The sequence below is a fragment of the Sivoneniella epilithica UHCC 1019 genome (genome assembly GCF_040830845.1).
Classification (GTDB): domain Bacteria; phylum Cyanobacteriota; class Cyanobacteriia; order Leptolyngbyales; family Leptolyngbyaceae; genus ULC077BIN1.
Genome location: NZ_JBFPDP010000001.1, coordinates 80,624 through 97,204, shown reverse-complemented (window position 1 = coordinate 97,204; position 16,581 = coordinate 80,624). Strand labels below are relative to the sequence as shown.

Here is a 16,581-nt window from a genome sequence, read left to right as displayed (position 1 = left end):
CACAAAGAAAATATTCTCTAAAAATTACAGCATATCCATTCTCCATAGGCACTATTAATAAATACATCTAGCTCTAAAATCCGCTTAGAACCCCATTGAATAAATCTATGCTTAAGAGTGTGAAATAAGCGGGTTAGGGAACCCTGATGAAAGACAGCCAGGGATAATTGCAGAGGAGTACCTGATGAATGCCGAGGAAATCTTAAAACAGTACGCCACAGGAGAACGAAATTTTCCAGCCGTAAACCTGACTGAAGCGAACTTAAGTGGAGTCAACCTGAGCCAAGCAAACCTCAGTGGTGCTAACCTCACCGTGGCAAACTTGTGTGGCAGTAATTTGAGTGAAGTCGATCTCAGCAAAGCCAAGCTGAATGTGGCGAAGCTAAGCGGTGCAAATTTGACTAAAGCCAACCTGTATGAAGCTAACCTTAACGTTGCCAATCTGACCTTAGCAGATTTGAGTAAAGCGGAGATGCGTCAAGCGTCTTTGGTGCGTGCCGAAATGGCGCGGGCTGATTTATCTGGAGCAAACCTGAGCTATGCCAATTTATCTGGGGCAGATTTGAAGGATGCCAAGTTGAGAAGTGTTAATCTTAGCCATGCCAACTTGAGCCGAGCCGACCTGAAATGGGCAACCTTTACGGGTGCTAATCTGGCGATGGCAAATCTGCACGGTGCCGATCTCAGCAGCGCTGATTTAGGCGGTGCCGACCTCAGCCATACAGAACTGCGCCAAGCCACGTTAAGTCGGGCGAATCTTCAGGGTGTCAACTTGAGCGGAGCCAATTTGCGCTGGGCGGATCTGAGCGGTGCTGATTTAAGCTGGGCAGACCTCAGTGGGGCGCGTCTGAGCGGTGCAAATTTAACGGGAGTCAACCTGAGCAATGCCAATCTTTTGGGAACTATTTTAGTCCATGCTGATCTCACCCGCGCCAGCCTGATTGATGTAGATTGGGCAGGAGCCGACTTGAGTGGCGCGACTCTCAGCGGCGCTAAATTGTATGGGGTGTTGCGCTTTGGCATTAAAACGGAAGGCATGATTTGTGAATGGGTAGACCTTAGCCCTAACGGGGATCAAAGCAAAATTTATAAGCTAGATGCCGCTAGCATCAACGCCTTTTTTCATGAGGCACCGCCAACAGTTAGTCTAACGGTGGATGCTACGTTTGACCAAGATGCTCATTATGCGTTAGCGATCGCCTATCGCCAGCTAGCAACGCACTATCAAGTGCCCATGGAGCCGCCTAATATTCAAATTGGGCGACGGCGAACCACGCTAACGTTTGAAATGCAAGATGACACTCAGTTATTTATGACCGCCTATTTAGCAATTTGTCCGTTTAAGGATGCCGTTCATATGCAGAGTAATTTGCTATCAGTGTTGGATATTCTGCAATCAGCCAATAGTGGTAGTAAGCTCAAAAACTCTACTTTGACAGAGTGGGTCGATCGCACGTTGAGTACGATTAGAGGCACTGCTGATCCAGTCACTTTTTCATCTGAGTTAGCAACACTGCTGACTAAAGTGAAATTCTTTGCTTCACCAACTCAGACGACTTTAATGACCTCGACCAATCAAGCCCTCGCAATTTATAACAATCCACATTTTGGCAAATGGGCAAAGCCTGCGGCAGGAAATGCTCTATCCGCGATCGCGCCAGACGAAAAACAACCCGGCTTACCCACCATTGGGCTATTAGTTGAGTTTATTCATAGTTTTCAAGATATGGAGCGATCGCCTCAGCTTGCTATAGAGGTGGAATAGTTCTTCACTGTCGTTTTTTAATAAAGATAGACTGAGGACTAATAAAGGTGATCAGGCTATTCATTGCGTGTTCTGCCCAATCTCACAATGATTGAAGACTGCATATGTCAAAATTGAAGTTCATTCATTTCAGAAGAGCGATCGCTTGTGATTGAGGTAGAAGTCCATCAGCAGTTACGTGCCTTTCTACGGCAGCAGGGCGAACCCTATTGGCATCACCATTTAACCATGGCACGGTTAGTAGCACGAGCGCTACGGCTGGGGAGAAGTGCGCTGATTCAAACCAGTGCGTTTTCTGGCTATCACGAGCGCTATCGCCTCAGCTATTTGGTGCCTGTTTTAATGTGGCAAGCCCCTGTGATCGTCGTTGCATCGGAAGCCGTTCAGCAGCGATTGCTGATGGTGGAAATTCCCCAATTACGCCAGTGGATTCGCTTTCCGAAGGCAATTCAAACGGGCGATCGCTTTCCTGCTGGAGACTTTCAAGGCTTACTGTTGACCACTCCTGAAGCATGGCTGAGCGATCGCCTCAATCCCCAAGGACTTTTCCCACAAGGCATTCCCACGATTCTAGATGGTGCTGATGATTTGGAAAGCTGGGCGCGATCGCAACTGACCCACCCCCTCCAGCCTGCCGATTGGGATGCGCTCATGCTTGCCTGCCCCGAACAGCACGATGTCATCCGAGATACGCGAGTGCAGTTGACCAAAGCGATCTTTCAGCATCCTGCCAATCCTTACGATTGCTACCTGATTGAACCGTCCGAACAAAAGCTGCTCCAAGACTTTTTTCAAGTGTTGCCAACCACTTCAGCTACTTCTGACTCCCCCGTCATCCCAGCCTGTTTGCCCACTCCATGGCAAGCCTTTTGGGATGCTCTCCAGCGCCAAGAAGCGCTCACTTGGGCTACCCTCGCCCGCCCCCAGGGTTCTTTTTCACTCCACTGTGGCTTGGCAGACATTGCCGCTCGGATGGAACCGATTTGGCAGCAACAGCCGATTGTGCTAATAGGAGGTGCCCTCGATTTGGAAGCAGAGGCAACGGTTTATCGTCAGCGATTGGGCGTGGGTGATGTAACATGTCTTAAGTTTTCACCCGATCGCCAAGAAGAACTCATTCAGCTTTATTTACCTGAAAAACTGCCCCTGCCCAATACTCCGCAATTTCAGACCGCCTTGATCCAGGAAATGCACATGCTGCTCCGGGTCAGTTCAGGCACACCAGGTTTGACGGTGCTGCTAGTCGGGGATATGCCGCTGAAGGCTCAAGTAGGCTCCCTTTTAGCGTCAGAATTTGGCTCAAGAGTGCAAGTGGAACGAACCTGCCTAGATGAGAATGGCGTGTTAGTTACGGGTTGGGATTTTTGGCGGCAGCATCAGCAGGTGTTGCCGTCGCCGCATCTGTTGGCGATCGCCACCTTGCCCATTCCTTCCCTCGAAGATCCGCTCGTTGCGGGACGAGTTAACTATTACAAAAAGTTGCGTCAAGATTGGTTCCGTTTATATTTGCTGCCCACCGCCTTAAGTGCACTGCAACGGGCGATCGCCCCCGTCCGCGAACGGCAAGGAGTCGTTGCCTTGCTTGATAGTCGTGTGATTCATCGGAGCTACGGACATCATGTGCTTGCAGCAATGACCCCCATGGCGCGGATTAACTATATTGATGCCAGCTTGTTTTCTCGGTCAGACTATTCCGTTTTAGAGTGAAAGTCTGAGACTAATCGCTTTAAACTGAATAGGTACAGTGAATCAACAGTGAAAAGATTATGGGCGACGCAAAACGACGGAAAGATAGCCTGGGCGAGGAATATGGACAATCTCCCCGAATTCTTCCCTGGCTACCGATCACTAAAGCTCAATCAGGCGACTTTGTAAAATGGAGCAGTCGCGGAGCTTGGGGTGGAATTGTGCTACTAGTTGCTTGGTGGCTGACCGTGCGATTTGTGGGTCCGGCTTTGGGTTGGTGGCAGGTTGATTAGGGGGGCGCTTTAAAAGTTTTGAGTTTTGAGTTTTGAGTTTTGAGTTTTGAGTTTTGAGTTTTGAGTTTTGAGTCTGCTTTACACTCCGCACTCTAGCCATACTCCGTCCTCCTTTAGACTTTTTTGGGAATGGCGATCGCGCGGCTAATACTATTTGCTTTATAGTGATCGGCTGCATACTGATCAACATGTTGATAAATTGCCACAGGTGCAGCAATGCGGCAGGTAAAAAACTCTGTAGCGGCTCGGTTGTCTGGATAAATCATGACCTTGGGCGATAGATCTTTGGGTGGAGTTGGCACTCGCCATTGCCAGTTTCGTTGACTGGGTAAGGCGTTGATCAAGCGATGATAGGACCAATCACACGATTTTCCTAAAGCACCCATTTCCTTTAATTCGTGCCGCAAAATAGATGCAATCAAAAACGACAGCGGGGAGCGATCGCCCTCCAGCGAGTCCATCACATCGGCTAGCGCACCCGCTGGCTGAGGAATTCGCAGAACACCTGTACCACAGCCGCCGAGGACTTTTTGGAGGTGAGCCGTAGTGCTGAGCATTTCTGGCACTGCCCAAACTGCTCCCATGCCATCTGTTCCTGCTCGAAGTAAATAGGTCACCAATCGCAAAGTAGGTTTTAGCTTCAGCCCTGGCAGTTTCATCAAAGCGGCTCCCGGATCGGCAGCGCTAATAAACCATTGCCCATTACAGTTAGGGGCGTAAGTTTCCAGTTCAGGCATTCCACCTAAACCGAACAAACTGCCTAGATCACTCAAAGAATCCGGCTCTGGCGGTTCTTCATCATTTAGCTCAGTCTGCGATCGCGGCTGATTTTCCGCATTAGGCACCCTCAAAGCGTTGACAATATGCTGACGAATTTTTTGACAAGTATCGAGCGAAATAATTTGAATAGGCATGGCAAAAAAGCGCCATTGAAACAACGTGACAAACAGGCGGACAGAACGTTTGCTTAATGTTCCCAGTTTGACTCACCGACTATCGGTTCCGTCAACATCTCTTATGCCTACATTTCCCCCCATTTCTTCCCTCTTCATTAACGGGGGATAGACCAAGAGAAAAAATCCCATCCATGCCAATACAGGGATTGCCACAATTACCGTTACCCAGAGGTGATGGAACCACCAACTACCGATAATCAGGCTACTGCCCTTCAGTAAAATTGACCATGGCTGGCACCACCACGGCTTATCGCTCCACACCGTCGGCAGATGAATGTCTTGATTTTTTGTTTGCTGAACTACTTCTTTTGGTGGGGTCATCTCTTTCCATAAATCAAGGATAGACACCGCGTTAATCCTCTATCTTCAAAGCAGATCTATTGACGAAGGGTTAAGGTAGGCGATCCCCCACCTTACTAATGATGGGCAACCGTACTGATTTTCGTTGCCACAGCCGCGTCATCAGCCATAAGTTTGCCACAAAATAGCCCGATGTTAATAAGCTATTGGTGACTAGCATCGGCAAAGAAAGTGAGTCTGAGGTTTCTGCACCAATGCCCAACAAAACGTAGCCCAACAGCCACGCGATCGTTAGCGTCACTACTGTTCGGCTCAAGTCCTGACGCTGCTTGCCACCCTCACGGTAGTAAAGCGTCCACAATGCTGGGAAAAAACCTACCACAGGCACTAAATACCAAAAAAGCTGAAATCGCCTAGCCTCCGCCCCATCCAATGAATCACTTTTGTTCACAGGCATCCTAACTCTCATCCACTCATCATAACGCCAGGAAGAAAAGAGGGCATTCCACATTCGGCACTCGGCATTCGAGGTTCGTGCCTCATTTAAGCTAATCTGGATTCTGTAACATAGATGGATTTTTGAGGAGTTAACCTTGGAACGGACATTTTTGGCGATTAAGCCGGATGGAGTGCAGCGGAAACTGATTGGTGAAATTATCCGTCGTTTTGAGGCGAAAGGCTTTACTCTGGTTGGCTTAAAGCTGATGAGCGTTAGCCGCGAACTTGCAGAAACTCATTATGGAGTGCATCGCGAAAGACCCTTTTTCCCAGGTCTAGTGAATTTCATCACGTCTGCGCCGGTGGTAGCAATGGTTTGGGAAGGGAAGGGAGTGATTGCTTCTGCCCGTAAAATTATTGGGGCAACAAACCCGCTTAATTCGGAACCTGGAACGCTGCGAGGCGATTTTGGGGTTGATGTAGGTCGCAATATTATTCATGGCTCTGATGCCCCAGAAACAGCAGAGCAGGAAATCAAGCTTTGGTTTAAGCCTGAAGAATTGGTGAGTTGGGAGCCTGCGGCGATCGCCTGGATTTATGAGTAGGGGCTAAACCTTATGTTTCGTTTCAATCGGTGATTCGGCTGCCTCAGATACCTCTGGGGCAGCTATCTTTATGGCAGGTAAGCTTTCTGAATTGAGTAAATTTGCTGGCGTGGAGTCGCCGTCAGATGCCTCTTTTCGCTGAGAAAAACCCCATAGAAACGTGAGCGCGATCGCGGCTAGCATTAACCACTCCGGCGGCACAAGGCTGTCGTTCACCACCCGCAGCAGCAATCGTAAGCCAACAAACGCGACGGTAATGTAACCCGCATCTTCAAGATGGGTAAATTCATCCAGCCAGCGGATAAAAAGCCCTGCCATAAATCGAAGCGCTACGATTCCAATCGTGGCACCCACTAAGATCAGCCAAGTTTCCTTAGAAACCGCGATCGCCGTCGTCACACTATCCAAAGAGAACGCCAGATCGGTCACTGCAATCACAGGAATCGCTTGCCACAAAGAATTAAAGCGCGGTCCATGATGGGGGTTTTCTTCACCCTCCTCTGAGCCGGAAGTGAAATATTGAAACACTAACCACAGCAAGTAGAGTGCGCCAGCCAGTTCAAACTGCCAATAATTAGCCACCCAAGTTGCGGTCAAAATTAAGCTCATCCGCAAAATATAAGCAAATACTAAGCCGATGTTGAGGGCACGGCGTTGTAAGGTGCTGTCCTGTAAACCTTGGGCGATCGCGGCAAGGGCGATCGCATTATCGGCAGAAAGCACCGCTTCTAACGCCACTAAAACGGGAAGCAAAAGCAGTGTATCTGTGCCAAAATTTGGTGAAAAATTAAGCAATTGATCCATTATTTAGTGTTCTCAAAGTAGCAATACTGATAAACCAACGTAATTTCTTAAAAAGTCAACGTAGATATCGATTATGACACTCCAAGCCGTGTAGCTTCGCGAATGGCGAATGGCGAGGGAGGGGAGACAAGAGGCGAGAGGCAAATACTCTAGTTCTGACTCTTGACCCCTTATCCCTGATCTCTGTTCACCGCCCCAAATATTGCAACTTGTAACAAGATAGTTCCGAAAGAGCGCATTGTAGCCGACATTAGAGGACGATAGATTTCAAATATTCCAGTTAGGAGTCTTGAAAGTATGTCTTTATCAGATAGTCAGGTTTTTATTGCACTCGTAGTTGCTTTGATTCCCGGAGTTTTGGCGTTTCGCCTTTCCACAGAGCTTTACAAGTAAACTTCCTTATTAGTTCATAAATACTTAGCCTGTTTTGCAGATTTGGTTCTACAATTAGCGCGATCGGAAAATCCAAGATTTTGGAGATTCAGTCTTGTTAATGGAGAGCAGCGAAGCGAAACAGGCTTAGTTCCTTTAAAGATTCATTTTGAATTATTGCCCCCAATTGGGAACAATGCAGTAAAGTGTAGTGAATTTAATTTGCTCTTGAGTTGTTAGAGTTCTGAGTATGTACGCACTGAAACCCCCAACCCCCAAAAATCGATCTGCTAGACCTTTGCGGGTTGTGCCCCAAGCTCAGGCACCCAAAGCTCAAGCAACGATCAAAGCAAAGCCTCGCAAACGGACTCAGCCTCACCGAGCGATCGCCTATGAAGCAGCCGCTAAGCTAACCGTTAATGCAGTGCTTTCAATCGCAGCCATTGGTGCGTTGTTTCAGCTATTACCTTATCGCTCCTCCCAAGAAATCAAACTGCAAGAGCTTCAAGCGGCAGTGAAGTCTACGGGTAACCGAGTCCAACAAGTGCAATCTAAGTTTAGCTACTACTTCGACCCCAGCCAAGCCAGAGAATCAATGCAGGAGTTAACCGGACGCATTGATCCACAGCGGCGGCAAATTGTTTGGAAAGCGCCTGCTGCTGATGCTGTCAAAGCTTTCAAGTCGTCTCCTGTGGCAAAACAAGCAGAACATTAAAAAACAAAAAATTAGTGAATCGGAAAAGATGCTTAAACTCTAGAAAAATTTGAGCATCTTTATTTTTTAGATTTTACGGATTTTTGTTATCCCAATGGTTTTAGAAGCTCATCTAACCAATTGTTAATTTGAAAACGCTTTTTGTAAGATGTATCGGTTTTAGAGCTTATCAGGGGTAAGCGAGATAGGGCACGGTCATAATCTGCAATGGCGTAGTTCCAGTCGCCCCAAAGATGGTAGGTGCGACCCCGTTCAGTATATAAATATCCTTCTACGGCGGTAGAGACTCCGATCAGATCGGTTGTGTTCAAAAACTGACTGATTTGAAGCGCTAAATCAAAGGTTTCGATCGCCGCTTCATAGTATGCCAAGTCTCGAAACGTAATTCCCAAATTTAGACGTACCCGAATATCAATTGGATCGAGATCGATTGATGTTTCATAATCTGCGATCGCGGCTTCTAAATCTCCCATGGCAACATAACAATTCGCCCGATTGTTATAGACCTTTGCCAATCGCGGATTGAGATGAAGTGCTTGGTTATAGTCTTTTAATGCCTGACTAAAGTTTCCGGTTTGAAAGTACAGCAATCCACGATTGTTGAAACTGCTCACATTTTCAGGATTGTAGTTAATTAACCAGGTAAATAAATCGATCGCTTCCGCATAGTGTCCGCGTTGAGCGTCGCTTAGTGCTTGTTGTCGCAGTAGGGTTTCTTGCTCAGTGCGACTCAGGTGAGCGTTGGGCAAGCCAATAGGTGACTGTTCCCGGTTTAGCGAAGATGCTGGAGAAAATTCTAGGGCATGGCGATAGACGCTTTGCTTAGAAAAATTTTGCTTAGAAAAGTGCATTGGCTGTTCTCGATTTGCAACTGCTGTTGCCGCAGATAGAGTCACGCGACGCAAGCGTCTAGAACTGGGTGATGGCATTGGATACATGCGGAAGGTCATACCGTTCTCACGTGAATATAGGTTAACTGTATGGAGCGATCGCCTGAAAAAGCCGAAGTTTTGTGTCACTTGCCTATGTGTCTAATCATTAGACTAATAAGCTACTGAAACAGATCACCCTAGAGATGCATTTAGATAAAAATCTCTCTGTTAGTTCCTACACAGGCTACGAATCAAATTTCTGAAAGGTCATTAGGCAAAAGATACAGCTCAGCAAGGGATGAAACACACGACTTTTTGTATCTCCACAGTGGGTCATCCTTGCTCCGGATGCGATCGCAAAATTTGCGAACTGATCACTTATTCCATGCCACGATAGATGTTGATAAAATACAACTTGATCCAGCCCATGCATTCCTAGGGATGAACGAGAACAACTTATGACCATTGCAATGGCTGATTTAGATACGTCTGGTCTTGTTGCAGACGATTATGTAGTACTAGGCTTAGCGACCTGTTTTATTAAAGAAGAGGGCGAAATTTATCAAGTTCAAGTGATTGAACCCATTCCTTCAGCAGCATTAGAAGCCATTCTTAAAGGAATTGCGACTTCCTATGCAACCGCGATCGCAACGACCTTTGGTGCCGTTTTGTCAGATAACACCGTTCATCTTCCGGCTGAGTTTCCCGCCGACGCACAGTTTTGCGATGATTTTGCGTCCCGTTTAATCGCCGCAACTCGGACTTATAAAGCTCGCCCCATTGCCCAAGCGCATATTCCTGTGGGCATTGCTAAAAGCGACTTTAACTTCTCGGTTGAGCGTAAACGGGTTCTTAATATGCAGCGCACTGTTAGCACCGAAGATAATGTTAAACAGCATGAACATACTCACAAAGTTCTATAAACCTAATTAGATCAGTCATTGCTATTCACCTAAGAATGACTGAAAGTTTTCAATACTTTTTGCAATGGAGAAGCCAATGTTAAAACTTTACGGGGGTGCCCGCAGTCGGGCATCAATTGTTCAGTGGTATTTGGAAGAATTGGCAGTTCCCTATGAATTTGTCTTGCTAGATATGCAAGCGGGTGAACATCGCCAATCGGATTTTTTGGCAATTAATCCGATTGGTAAGGTGCCTGCCATTGTGGAAGGAGACTTTAAACTATGGGAATCGGGCGCAATTTTGCTGTATTTAGCCGAAAAGTATGGCGAGCCGGGTCTCTCTTTGGAGCGGCGATCGCTGTTGAATCAATGGATTAACTATGCCAATGCCACTATTGGTCCAGCTATGACTTCAGATGCAAGTCGGGAAAAAGAGTTGCCGCGCCATATGACGATGCTGAATGATTTATTGGAGAGTCAGCCGTTCATTTTGGGTGAATCATTTACTGTGGCAGATGTAGCGATCGGGTCTTTGCTTGCCTATTGCCAAATGCTGTTTCAGCTTGATTTAAGCGCCTATTCTGCTGTGGTCAATTATGTGAAGCGATTATCTGAGCGCCCTCCTTGCCAAAAATCGATTCTAGGGATGAAGTAAGCGTGATCTATACAACGCGATCGCCTGAGAATTGTAGCTCTTGCCTAGCAGAGTTGCTTTTTTAGTGGCAATCTCAATTGTGATTCCGGTGCTAAATGAGAGTACCTACTTAGCCCAAACTTTAATAAGGGTATACTCAGCCACAGATATTGAAGTGATTGTGGTTGATGGCGGCAGCATGGATGATACGGTTCAAATTGCTCAAGCATTTGGAGCAGTGGTGATTCAATCCCAACCAGGGCGCGCGATTCAAATGAATGCAGGAGCCGCGATCGCAACTGCTCCCAATCTGCTGTTTCTCCATGCCGATACCTGCTTACCTCTAGGCTACGACTCTCTAATCCACAAGACTTTAGCGCAACCTAGAGTTGTTGCGGGCGCGTTCAATTTGGCGATCGCAGGGTCACAGATCGGCTTGCGGTTGGTGGAGTGGGGCGTAAAATGGCGATCGCACTTATTGCACATGCCCTACGGCGACCAAGGACTTTTTTTGAAAGCTGAGACATTTCACAGGCTTGGTGGCTTTCCAAATCTGCCTATTATGGAAGACTTTGTGCTGGTGCAACAGTTAAATAAACTCGGAAAAGTGGCGATCGTTGCAGCAACAGTTTCCACTTGCGATCGTCGCTGGAAAACACTCGGCATCTGCAAAACTACCTTAGTTAACCAAATGATGATCCTGGGATACTTCGTTGGCATCCCTTCTTCAACTCTTGCCCAATGGTATCGATCGACCAAGTAAGTGATAAAGATTTGGTTTTTCTACCATTAAGAAACTCTATCTAAAGTAATAGTTACTAAATTTAATGGGTATTCTAGATTTGAAGTGATTGCTATTCCGTTTGGAAAGGAATGTCTTTATGTTCAGTCAGTCCTATTCATGCCCTTCAGTCCTAAAATCTTTAGAAACCACGCTGCAATCTGTAATCAGAAAAACTATTTTTTCGATTTCTGCAACCAGTATATTTACCTTGCTTCCATTCGCGATCGCAAGCAGCCAAGTTTCAACCACACCACCTATTCAATCGCAAACTTACACCACAAAAACACAACTTCTTACTCAGTTTCCTCACCATACTTCTGCATCTTCCACGTTAGGTTTTTTAGTCACTAACTACTCAGTTTATTGTCAAACAAATGGTTCGGACACGATGGATATTTCCACAATTAAACCGCTATGTGGCGGAGTGGGTGGAGAAGAAATTACTCCTCAAGTTGCCGTTGCAGTAGATAATACTTCTTTTTTCCTAACAACTCCACTAGAACCAATCGTTTTATTTCAAAATGACAAAGCTATCTTACTGCTCGGTGATCTATAAGATTTTAGCATTGTGATTGAATGGTTATTTGATGTTGATACCTTTCGTGGCAAGAATCTCTTTGGCGGGTCGGCGATCGCCATTACAAGAAATTCGCCTCGGTGCTTCCAAAAAAGTTATTGAAAAACCAAGGCTTTGATAAAGATCCATAATGCGCTGTGTTGCCTGATTAGATGCAACAACGGGTCCGCCATGACAGGCTAACCATTCAGCCAAACGTATTTGATCTTCCCACTTAAAATCGTTAGCACTGTATCTCGTGAATTGAACATCATAAGGAGGATCAGCGTAAATAAAATCAGTCGGTTGCAAAGGTAAATCGACAAAATCGACTGAGGCAAAATGCCATTTTTTTAAAATAGGAGCGTATCCTAAAAAATCCTTAGGATAGTTAATAGTTTTATACCGACCAAAAGGGACATTGAATTGATTTTTGCTATTAAATCTACAAAGACCGTTATAGCCTGTACGATTCATGAAATAGAACAGATTGGCAGCCTCTTTACTATTTGCCTCTCCAGTGAGAATAAGCTGATTAAAGCGATCGCGGCATGAATAGTAATAGCTCGAATCATTTTCAAAATGAACATCTACATAAAGCCCTTGTTGAAGCCAAAAATAGAAGTTCATTAAGTGAGCATTAAAATCATTGAGCAGCGCCTTTTGAGGTCGTAAACCTAGTGCAACTGCCATTCCTCCAACAAAGGGTTCCACTAATCTACAGTAAGAATATTGTCTCCATATCGTATGTAAAGTAGGTACAAGCCAACGTTTTCCTCCAGCCCATTTCAATGGAGGATTGAGAACGTCAGGCTTAATTTGTAATTCGGCAACCAATTGGTTTTATCTCACTAATTCAAGACACTTCCGCAAAGAAGGCAGCAATGTATTTATCTTGGTTTGCACTTACCTTGGTTTGCCAAGTTAACAGATCCCTATGGATGAGTGACTTTATTAAAAGTACTCATGAAATCTTCAGAGTTGTCCTTCTTAATACAATTCTACTACTCAGTCTGTTTTTTAAGACAGTTATTACTGCAATTTTTCTAGAAAAATAATCTCAAAGAGTTAGTAATATTTGCCGACGCTACCTGTAGTATTTCAACTAATTTTTTAGTGTAGATATAGTAGGTGATAAGCATCTATAGTAGGGTTGGATTGATTGAAAGATATTGCTCAATAGGTTACTTCAAAAGATATCTTTATCTAGCAATGATATTGGTTTTTGATTGCCGATTTAATATGCTGATATGCATTTAAATCGCAAATCAAATCGCAAAAAAGCTTCAGCCTTCTGTTCATGAAGTGTTCTGATTTTTTCAGACTTCAACTTAAAATTTTCTGTTTTTTCCAAACTAAATTTGGCAATAGATTCCTGAAGCCTTAATCCTTTCCAGCTTTAATTGCAAGGCTTGTTATTTCCGCTAGTCTGTTCTTCCCCTTCTCGTATGGCTCCCAATAGCGTTGATACAATAACGCAGCGTTTAGTTCTGCTATCAGTTTTTCCTGAAAAAGTGATCCGTCCTAGTTGACCGCTAACCCGTCCTAGGTGAGTAAACCGCAGACGATAAGTTTTATTGGCTTCATCAAAGTAGAGGGTTGTTTCAGGATTAATGCGGATATTGGAATCGAGACTCTGCCAGAGAGCGTCATTGGGAATAATGCTGGCTGGATGGGTGACCCATTGCACTAGACCATTGACTTCACGAAAGCTTACCTGCCAGTCAACGTGGTTGAGTTTGGCTTTATGTTGAGCAGTGCGAATTGCTTGAAAAGCTTCGTTTTTGGCAGTATTAAGACGTTGCTTGTTCAGGAGTGATGACCAGCTAGGACTGGCGATCGCAGCTAATACTCCAATAATGATCAGCACTACCAATGTTTCGAGCAGTGTAAATCCAGACAATTCAGAGTTTTTGATTCGATAATTTAGAAGGCTATTGTGCTTTTTAACACATGATTTCATTGCCAAACACCCTGACTTGAACGCCTTTAGAATGCCCAAAAGATAATTTGTTTCAAACAAAATTTTCTAAGGTCAGTAAAAGCGGGGTTTGCAAGTCAGCGATGAAGCTATTTGAAGCCAGTTAAAGCTTGCATGACTCAGAAGAACAGGCTGGATAAAGCGATTCATAGACGCGATCGCGTTTGCCAAAAAGCGCATATCGATGATCACGCACCTGTTCATAAACGCGATCGCCGCTCCATTTCAGCCCTGGCAAAGCCCGATAAGCTGCAACAAAGATATTTCCGGCAGGCAACAAGGAGCCAATTTCTTCAGCCGCATTACTGCCCTGCCAACGCTGCTGAGGATTTTCAGAATTAATCAAAATCATCCCCATTTCACAGTCTTGAGAGGTAATCCCCAAAGTTTTAAGAGAAGCTTCATCCTGCATCGGAATGTATTGAAACAGGTGCCCCTGATCTAAGTTTTCTAGCACTTGCACCAAATTAACGCAGAGGTTACAGGTGCCATCATAAATAACGTAGTAGCTCATGAGTTAATCGGTAAATTGCTTTAATAATCCGCAGACTTTAGAGTTTAGCCTAGCCAAAATGCTGACTCTATAAATCAATGGTAGAACTTAGTTACCAAGTTAGTCGCCAAGATAATCATAGACGCGATGTTTAACTAATTTGTCTACCTTGGCAGGTATTTCAGAACGTTGCATACTCGTGAGTATTGAATTCTTCTATGCAGTACTCAAGCGATTAAAAGGGGACGGGTGTGATGTCTAAAGACTATCCAAGAGATATGGTGGGTTACGGTGGCAATCCGATTCATCCCCAGTGGGCAAACGAAGCACGAATTGCGGTTCAGTTTGTGATTAATTATGAGGAGGGTGGTGAAACCTGCATTTTGCATGGGGATCAGGCTTCCGAAACGTTTTTGTCTGAAATTGTGGGGGCGGTTCCTTTGATGGGGCTGCGACACATGAATATGGAATCGTGCTATGAGTATGGCAGTCGAGCAGGATTTTGGCGGTTGCATCGACTGTTTACGCAGCGTCAGATTCCGGTGACGGTTTATGGTGTTGCTATGGCTTTGGCGCGGAATCCAGAGGCGGTGGCGGCGATGAAAGACGCAGACTGGGAGATTGCTAGTCATGGCTATCGCTGGATTGATTACAAATATTTTGGTGAAGCGGCAGAACGGGAACATCTCCAGCAGGCGATCGCGATTCATATCGAAGTGACGGGCGATCGTCCGTTGGGCTGGTACACCGGACGCACCAGTTCTTTCAGCCGCAAGCTTGTCGTAGAAGAGGGCGGCTTTTTATATGATGCTGACAGCTATGCCGATGATTTGCCCTACTGGACGACTGATTATGGCAAGCCCCATTTAGTGATTCCCTACACCCTGGATAACAACGATATGCGCTTTGCCTCGGCTCAAGGCTTCAACTCTGGGGATCAATTTTTTACTTACCTGCGAGATGCTTTTGATGTGCTGTATGAGGAAGGCAAAACTGCGCCCAAAATGATGAGTGTGGGGCTGCACTGTCGCATCGTTGGTAGACCCGGACGATTCGCTGCTCTAGCGCGATTTTTAGATTATGTGCAACAGCGCGATCGCGTTTGGCTATGTCGCCGAATTGATATTGCAAATCACTGGCATCGATATCATAAGTTGGACTCACCGTTAGGAGTGACAAGGCTTAACCCAGAGGAATTGGAACCGTGAGTCAGTTTCGGTGTTGACATAAATTTCGCTACCGTGTAAATTGTCTATACTGATTGACGATCTGCTAGCGCTGGCAACTCTGCAATTTCGCTTTTGTCCACTCGTTTCGCCTTGCTAAAGGTGTTGATTTATGTCGAAGAATTTTCTGATGTTTGCCAGTGAAACGTCTACAGCTGCCGCAATCGAAACTCCGGTTGAACCGCCCCTGCGCGATCGCGAATCTTTAAAGATTTTGGTCATTGGTTCTCGTCGCGGTGTAACAGGCACCATTCAAACCCTGCATCGGCTCCGATTTGCCGAAGTGAGAGAATGGAGTCCGCTTATTCCAACAGCCAATTCAGGTGAAGTGATGAGCATTCTCTCTCGTTACATTGTGGCAGAGTGAGGGGACAAGAATCGGTGTCAGGTTTCGGGTTCCAGAATATCAGGTCATATTTTTTCTGATATCTGAATATCTGATATCTGACACCTGACGCTTGCTTAAACACTCGCTAACACAAGCGATCGCACCTGCTCGATTATCCTCTGAATTCCATCTGCATTCAGCCGATAGCTCAAAGGATGAGCGATTAACCGCGCCGTACTGTGATACAGCACATCAATTTCAACCAAACCATTTTCTTTTAGAGTGCGCCCGGTGGACACTAAATCGACGATCGCTTCTGCCATGCCAGTAATGGGTCCCAATTCCACTGAGCCATACAGCGGCACAATTTCTACAGGCAAATCAAGCGCATCAAAATATTCCCGCGCACACTGCACATATTTTGAGGCAACCCGTCCATACAGCGGCAACTTTAAAGAAGAACGGTAGGGGCTAGACTCTTTCACCGCCACAGACATCCGACAGCCACCAAAGCCCAAATCGACTAACTGCGCTACTTGCGGCGTTTTCTCCCGCAACACATCGTAACCCACTACGCCTAGCTGCGCCTGACCATATTCCACATACACAGGCACGTCCTGCGCCCTAACCAAAAGCGCTTTAGCCGTTTCCGTGGGGTCTGAAATCTGGAGTTGACGATTGGATTTATCTAAAAAAGCGCTGAAGTCTAAGCCAACAGACTGAAACAAGCGAATACTGTCTTCTAAAAGTGCGCCCTTGGGCAAAGCAACGGTGATCATAAAAGAATGGTGAATATCGAGTGGCGAATGTCGAGTGAGAAACGACGGTACGATATATCTTATATGGAATGGCGAATATCGAGTGGCAAATG

21 protein-coding genes are annotated in these 16,581 nt (G+C 45.7%); 12 read left to right on the top strand and 9 right to left on the bottom strand.

Annotated features, from left to right (window positions below):
- The first annotated feature begins 184 nt into the window (after positions 1-184).
- The 3 genes from AB3R30_RS00450 (at position 185) to AB3R30_RS00440 (ending at position 3,744) form a co-directional block, all read left to right on the top strand.
- Complete coding sequence (locus AB3R30_RS00450) at positions 185-1,765, top strand: pentapeptide repeat-containing protein (RefSeq protein WP_458647164.1); 1,581 nt, start codon at positions 185-187, stop codon at positions 1,763-1,765.
- A gap of 147 nt (positions 1,766-1,912) precedes the next feature.
- Positions 1,913-3,472, top strand: a complete 1,560-nt coding sequence (locus tag AB3R30_RS00445; RefSeq protein WP_458647163.1) for an ATP-dependent DNA helicase — start codon at positions 1,913-1,915, stop codon at positions 3,470-3,472.
- Between the two features lie 59 nt (positions 3,473-3,531).
- The gene (locus AB3R30_RS00440) at positions 3,532-3,744 is read left to right on the top strand and encodes a DUF2839 domain-containing protein (protein ID WP_458647162.1); all 213 of its coding nucleotides are present in this window, start codon (positions 3,532-3,534) and stop codon (positions 3,742-3,744) included.
- 113 nt (positions 3,745-3,857) lie between these two features.
- Here the strand turns inward: AB3R30_RS00440 and AB3R30_RS00435 are convergent, their stop codons facing one another.
- The 3 genes from AB3R30_RS00435 to AB3R30_RS00425 form a co-directional block, all read right to left on the bottom strand.
- Positions 3,858-4,658 (bottom strand): hypothetical protein, encoded by an 801-nt coding sequence (locus tag AB3R30_RS00435; protein ID WP_458647161.1) that lies wholly within the window; start codon positions 4,656-4,658, stop codon positions 3,858-3,860.
- A gap of 72 nt (positions 4,659-4,730) precedes the next feature.
- The gene (locus AB3R30_RS00430) at positions 4,731-5,048 is read right to left on the bottom strand and encodes a DUF6737 family protein (protein ID WP_458647160.1); all 318 of its coding nucleotides are present in this window, start codon (positions 5,046-5,048) and stop codon (positions 4,731-4,733) included.
- A gap of 43 nt (positions 5,049-5,091) precedes the next feature.
- On the bottom strand, positions 5,092-5,457 hold the full coding sequence (locus AB3R30_RS00425) for a hypothetical protein (protein WP_458647159.1): 366 nt from the start codon (positions 5,455-5,457) through the stop codon (positions 5,092-5,094).
- 136 nt (positions 5,458-5,593) lie between these two features.
- On the opposite strand from AB3R30_RS00425, the gene ndk reads away from it, so the two are divergent.
- Entirely contained in the window at positions 5,594-6,043 is a 450-nt protein-coding gene (gene ndk / locus AB3R30_RS00420) for a nucleoside-diphosphate kinase (protein ID WP_458647158.1), read from the top strand.
- A 3-nt stretch (positions 6,044-6,046) separates the two neighbouring features.
- Here the strand turns inward: ndk and AB3R30_RS00415 are convergent, their stop codons facing one another.
- Positions 6,047-6,847 (bottom strand): TerC family protein, encoded by an 801-nt coding sequence (locus AB3R30_RS00415; RefSeq protein ID WP_458647157.1) that lies wholly within the window; start codon positions 6,845-6,847, stop codon positions 6,047-6,049.
- A gap of 297 nt (positions 6,848-7,144) precedes the next feature.
- Between AB3R30_RS00415 and psaM the strand changes: the two genes are divergently transcribed.
- Positions 7,145-7,240 carry a photosystem I reaction center subunit XII gene (psaM, locus tag AB3R30_RS00410; protein WP_458647156.1) on the top strand — a complete coding sequence of 32 codons (96 nt, stop codon included), beginning with the start codon at positions 7,145-7,147 and terminating at the stop codon, positions 7,238-7,240.
- Between the two features lie 229 nt (positions 7,241-7,469).
- On the top strand, positions 7,470-7,934 hold the full coding sequence (locus tag AB3R30_RS00405; RefSeq protein ID WP_458647155.1) for a slr1601 family putative cell division protein: 465 nt from the start codon (positions 7,470-7,472) through the stop codon (positions 7,932-7,934).
- Positions 7,935-8,020: 86 nt separating this feature from the next.
- Here the strand turns inward: AB3R30_RS00405 and AB3R30_RS00400 are convergent, their stop codons facing one another.
- Positions 8,021-8,953, bottom strand: a complete 933-nt coding sequence (locus AB3R30_RS00400; RefSeq protein WP_458647154.1) for a tetratricopeptide repeat protein — start codon at positions 8,951-8,953, stop codon at positions 8,021-8,023.
- 311 nt (positions 8,954-9,264) lie between these two features.
- Between AB3R30_RS00400 and AB3R30_RS00395 the strand changes: the two genes are divergently transcribed.
- From AB3R30_RS00395 to AB3R30_RS00380, 4 genes are all read left to right on the top strand, one after another.
- The gene (locus tag AB3R30_RS00395; RefSeq protein ID WP_458647153.1) at positions 9,265-9,729 is read left to right on the top strand and encodes a hypothetical protein; all 465 of its coding nucleotides are present in this window, start codon (positions 9,265-9,267) and stop codon (positions 9,727-9,729) included.
- 76 nt (positions 9,730-9,805) lie between these two features.
- Positions 9,806-10,363 (top strand): glutathione S-transferase family protein, encoded by a 558-nt coding sequence (locus tag AB3R30_RS00390; RefSeq protein WP_458647152.1) that lies wholly within the window; start codon positions 9,806-9,808, stop codon positions 10,361-10,363.
- Between the two features lie 40 nt (positions 10,364-10,403).
- The gene (locus AB3R30_RS00385) at positions 10,404-11,105 is read left to right on the top strand and encodes a TIGR04283 family arsenosugar biosynthesis glycosyltransferase (protein ID WP_458647151.1); all 702 of its coding nucleotides are present in this window, start codon (positions 10,404-10,406) and stop codon (positions 11,103-11,105) included.
- Between the two features lie 118 nt (positions 11,106-11,223).
- Positions 11,224-11,682, top strand: coding sequence for a hypothetical protein (locus tag AB3R30_RS00380; RefSeq protein WP_458647150.1), 459 nt, complete (start codon positions 11,224-11,226; stop codon positions 11,680-11,682).
- 24 nt (positions 11,683-11,706) lie between these two features.
- On the opposite strand, the gene AB3R30_RS00375 is transcribed toward AB3R30_RS00380, so the two are convergent.
- From AB3R30_RS00375 to AB3R30_RS00365, 3 genes are all read right to left on the bottom strand, one after another.
- Complete coding sequence (locus AB3R30_RS00375; RefSeq protein ID WP_458647149.1) at positions 11,707-12,519, bottom strand: DNA adenine methylase; 813 nt, start codon at positions 12,517-12,519, stop codon at positions 11,707-11,709.
- A 562-nt stretch (positions 12,520-13,081) separates the two neighbouring features.
- A complete protein-coding gene (locus tag AB3R30_RS00370) occupies positions 13,082-13,645 on the bottom strand; it encodes a prepilin-type N-terminal cleavage/methylation domain-containing protein (protein WP_458647148.1) in 564 nt (187 codons plus the stop codon).
- A 121-nt stretch (positions 13,646-13,766) separates the two neighbouring features.
- Positions 13,767-14,177 carry a thiol-disulfide oxidoreductase DCC family protein gene (locus AB3R30_RS00365; RefSeq protein WP_458647147.1) on the bottom strand — a complete coding sequence of 137 codons (411 nt, stop codon included), beginning with the start codon at positions 14,175-14,177 and terminating at the stop codon, positions 13,767-13,769.
- Positions 14,178-14,410: 233 nt separating this feature from the next.
- On the opposite strand from AB3R30_RS00365, the gene puuE reads away from it, so the two are divergent.
- Positions 14,411-15,364 carry an allantoinase PuuE gene (gene puuE / locus AB3R30_RS00360; protein ID WP_458647146.1) on the top strand — a complete coding sequence of 318 codons (954 nt, stop codon included), beginning with the start codon at positions 14,411-14,413 and terminating at the stop codon, positions 15,362-15,364.
- Positions 15,365-15,494: 130 nt separating this feature from the next.
- Positions 15,495-15,749, top strand: coding sequence for a hypothetical protein (locus AB3R30_RS00355; RefSeq protein ID WP_458647145.1), 255 nt, complete (start codon positions 15,495-15,497; stop codon positions 15,747-15,749).
- 95 nt (positions 15,750-15,844) lie between these two features.
- On the opposite strand, the gene hisG is transcribed toward AB3R30_RS00355, so the two are convergent.
- Positions 15,845-16,489: an ATP phosphoribosyltransferase gene (hisG, locus tag AB3R30_RS00350; RefSeq protein ID WP_458647144.1), complete on the bottom strand. Its 645-nt coding sequence runs from the start codon at positions 16,487-16,489 to the stop codon at positions 15,845-15,847.
- Between the last annotated feature and the right edge of the window lie 92 nt (positions 16,490-16,581).

Bases quoted from the DNA above. Each gene is read 5' to 3' on its own strand.
- AB3R30_RS00450 (WP_458647164.1), top strand. From the start codon at position 185: ATGAATGCCGAGGAAATCTTAAAACAGTACGCCACAGGAGAACGAAAT.
- AB3R30_RS00440 (WP_458647162.1), top strand. From the start codon at position 3,532: ATGGGCGACGCAAAACGACGGAAAGATAGCCTGGGCGAGGAATATGGA.
- AB3R30_RS00435 (WP_458647161.1), bottom strand. From the start codon at position 4,658: ATGCCTATTCAAATTATTTCGCTCGATACTTGTCAAAAAATTCGTCAG.
- AB3R30_RS00425 (WP_458647159.1), bottom strand. From the start codon at position 5,457: ATGCCTGTGAACAAAAGTGATTCATTGGATGGGGCGGAGGCTAGGCGA.
- AB3R30_RS00415 (WP_458647157.1), bottom strand. From the start codon at position 6,847: ATGGATCAATTGCTTAATTTTTCACCAAATTTTGGCACAGATACACTG.
- psaM (WP_458647156.1), top strand. From the start codon at position 7,145: ATGTCTTTATCAGATAGTCAGGTTTTTATTGCACTCGTAGTTGCTTTG.
- AB3R30_RS00405 (WP_458647155.1), top strand. From the start codon at position 7,470: ATGTACGCACTGAAACCCCCAACCCCCAAAAATCGATCTGCTAGACCT.
- AB3R30_RS00395 (WP_458647153.1), top strand. From the start codon at position 9,265: ATGACCATTGCAATGGCTGATTTAGATACGTCTGGTCTTGTTGCAGAC.
- AB3R30_RS00390 (WP_458647152.1), top strand. From the start codon at position 9,806: ATGTTAAAACTTTACGGGGGTGCCCGCAGTCGGGCATCAATTGTTCAG.
- AB3R30_RS00380 (WP_458647150.1), top strand. From the start codon at position 11,224: ATGTTCAGTCAGTCCTATTCATGCCCTTCAGTCCTAAAATCTTTAGAA.
- AB3R30_RS00370 (WP_458647148.1), bottom strand. From the start codon at position 13,645: ATGAAATCATGTGTTAAAAAGCACAATAGCCTTCTAAATTATCGAATC.
- AB3R30_RS00365 (WP_458647147.1), bottom strand. From the start codon at position 14,177: ATGAGCTACTACGTTATTTATGATGGCACCTGTAACCTCTGCGTTAAT.
- puuE (WP_458647146.1), top strand. From the start codon at position 14,411: ATGTCTAAAGACTATCCAAGAGATATGGTGGGTTACGGTGGCAATCCG.
- AB3R30_RS00355 (WP_458647145.1), top strand. From the start codon at position 15,495: ATGTCGAAGAATTTTCTGATGTTTGCCAGTGAAACGTCTACAGCTGCC.
- hisG (WP_458647144.1), bottom strand. From the start codon at position 16,489: ATGATCACCGTTGCTTTGCCCAAGGGCGCACTTTTAGAAGACAGTATT.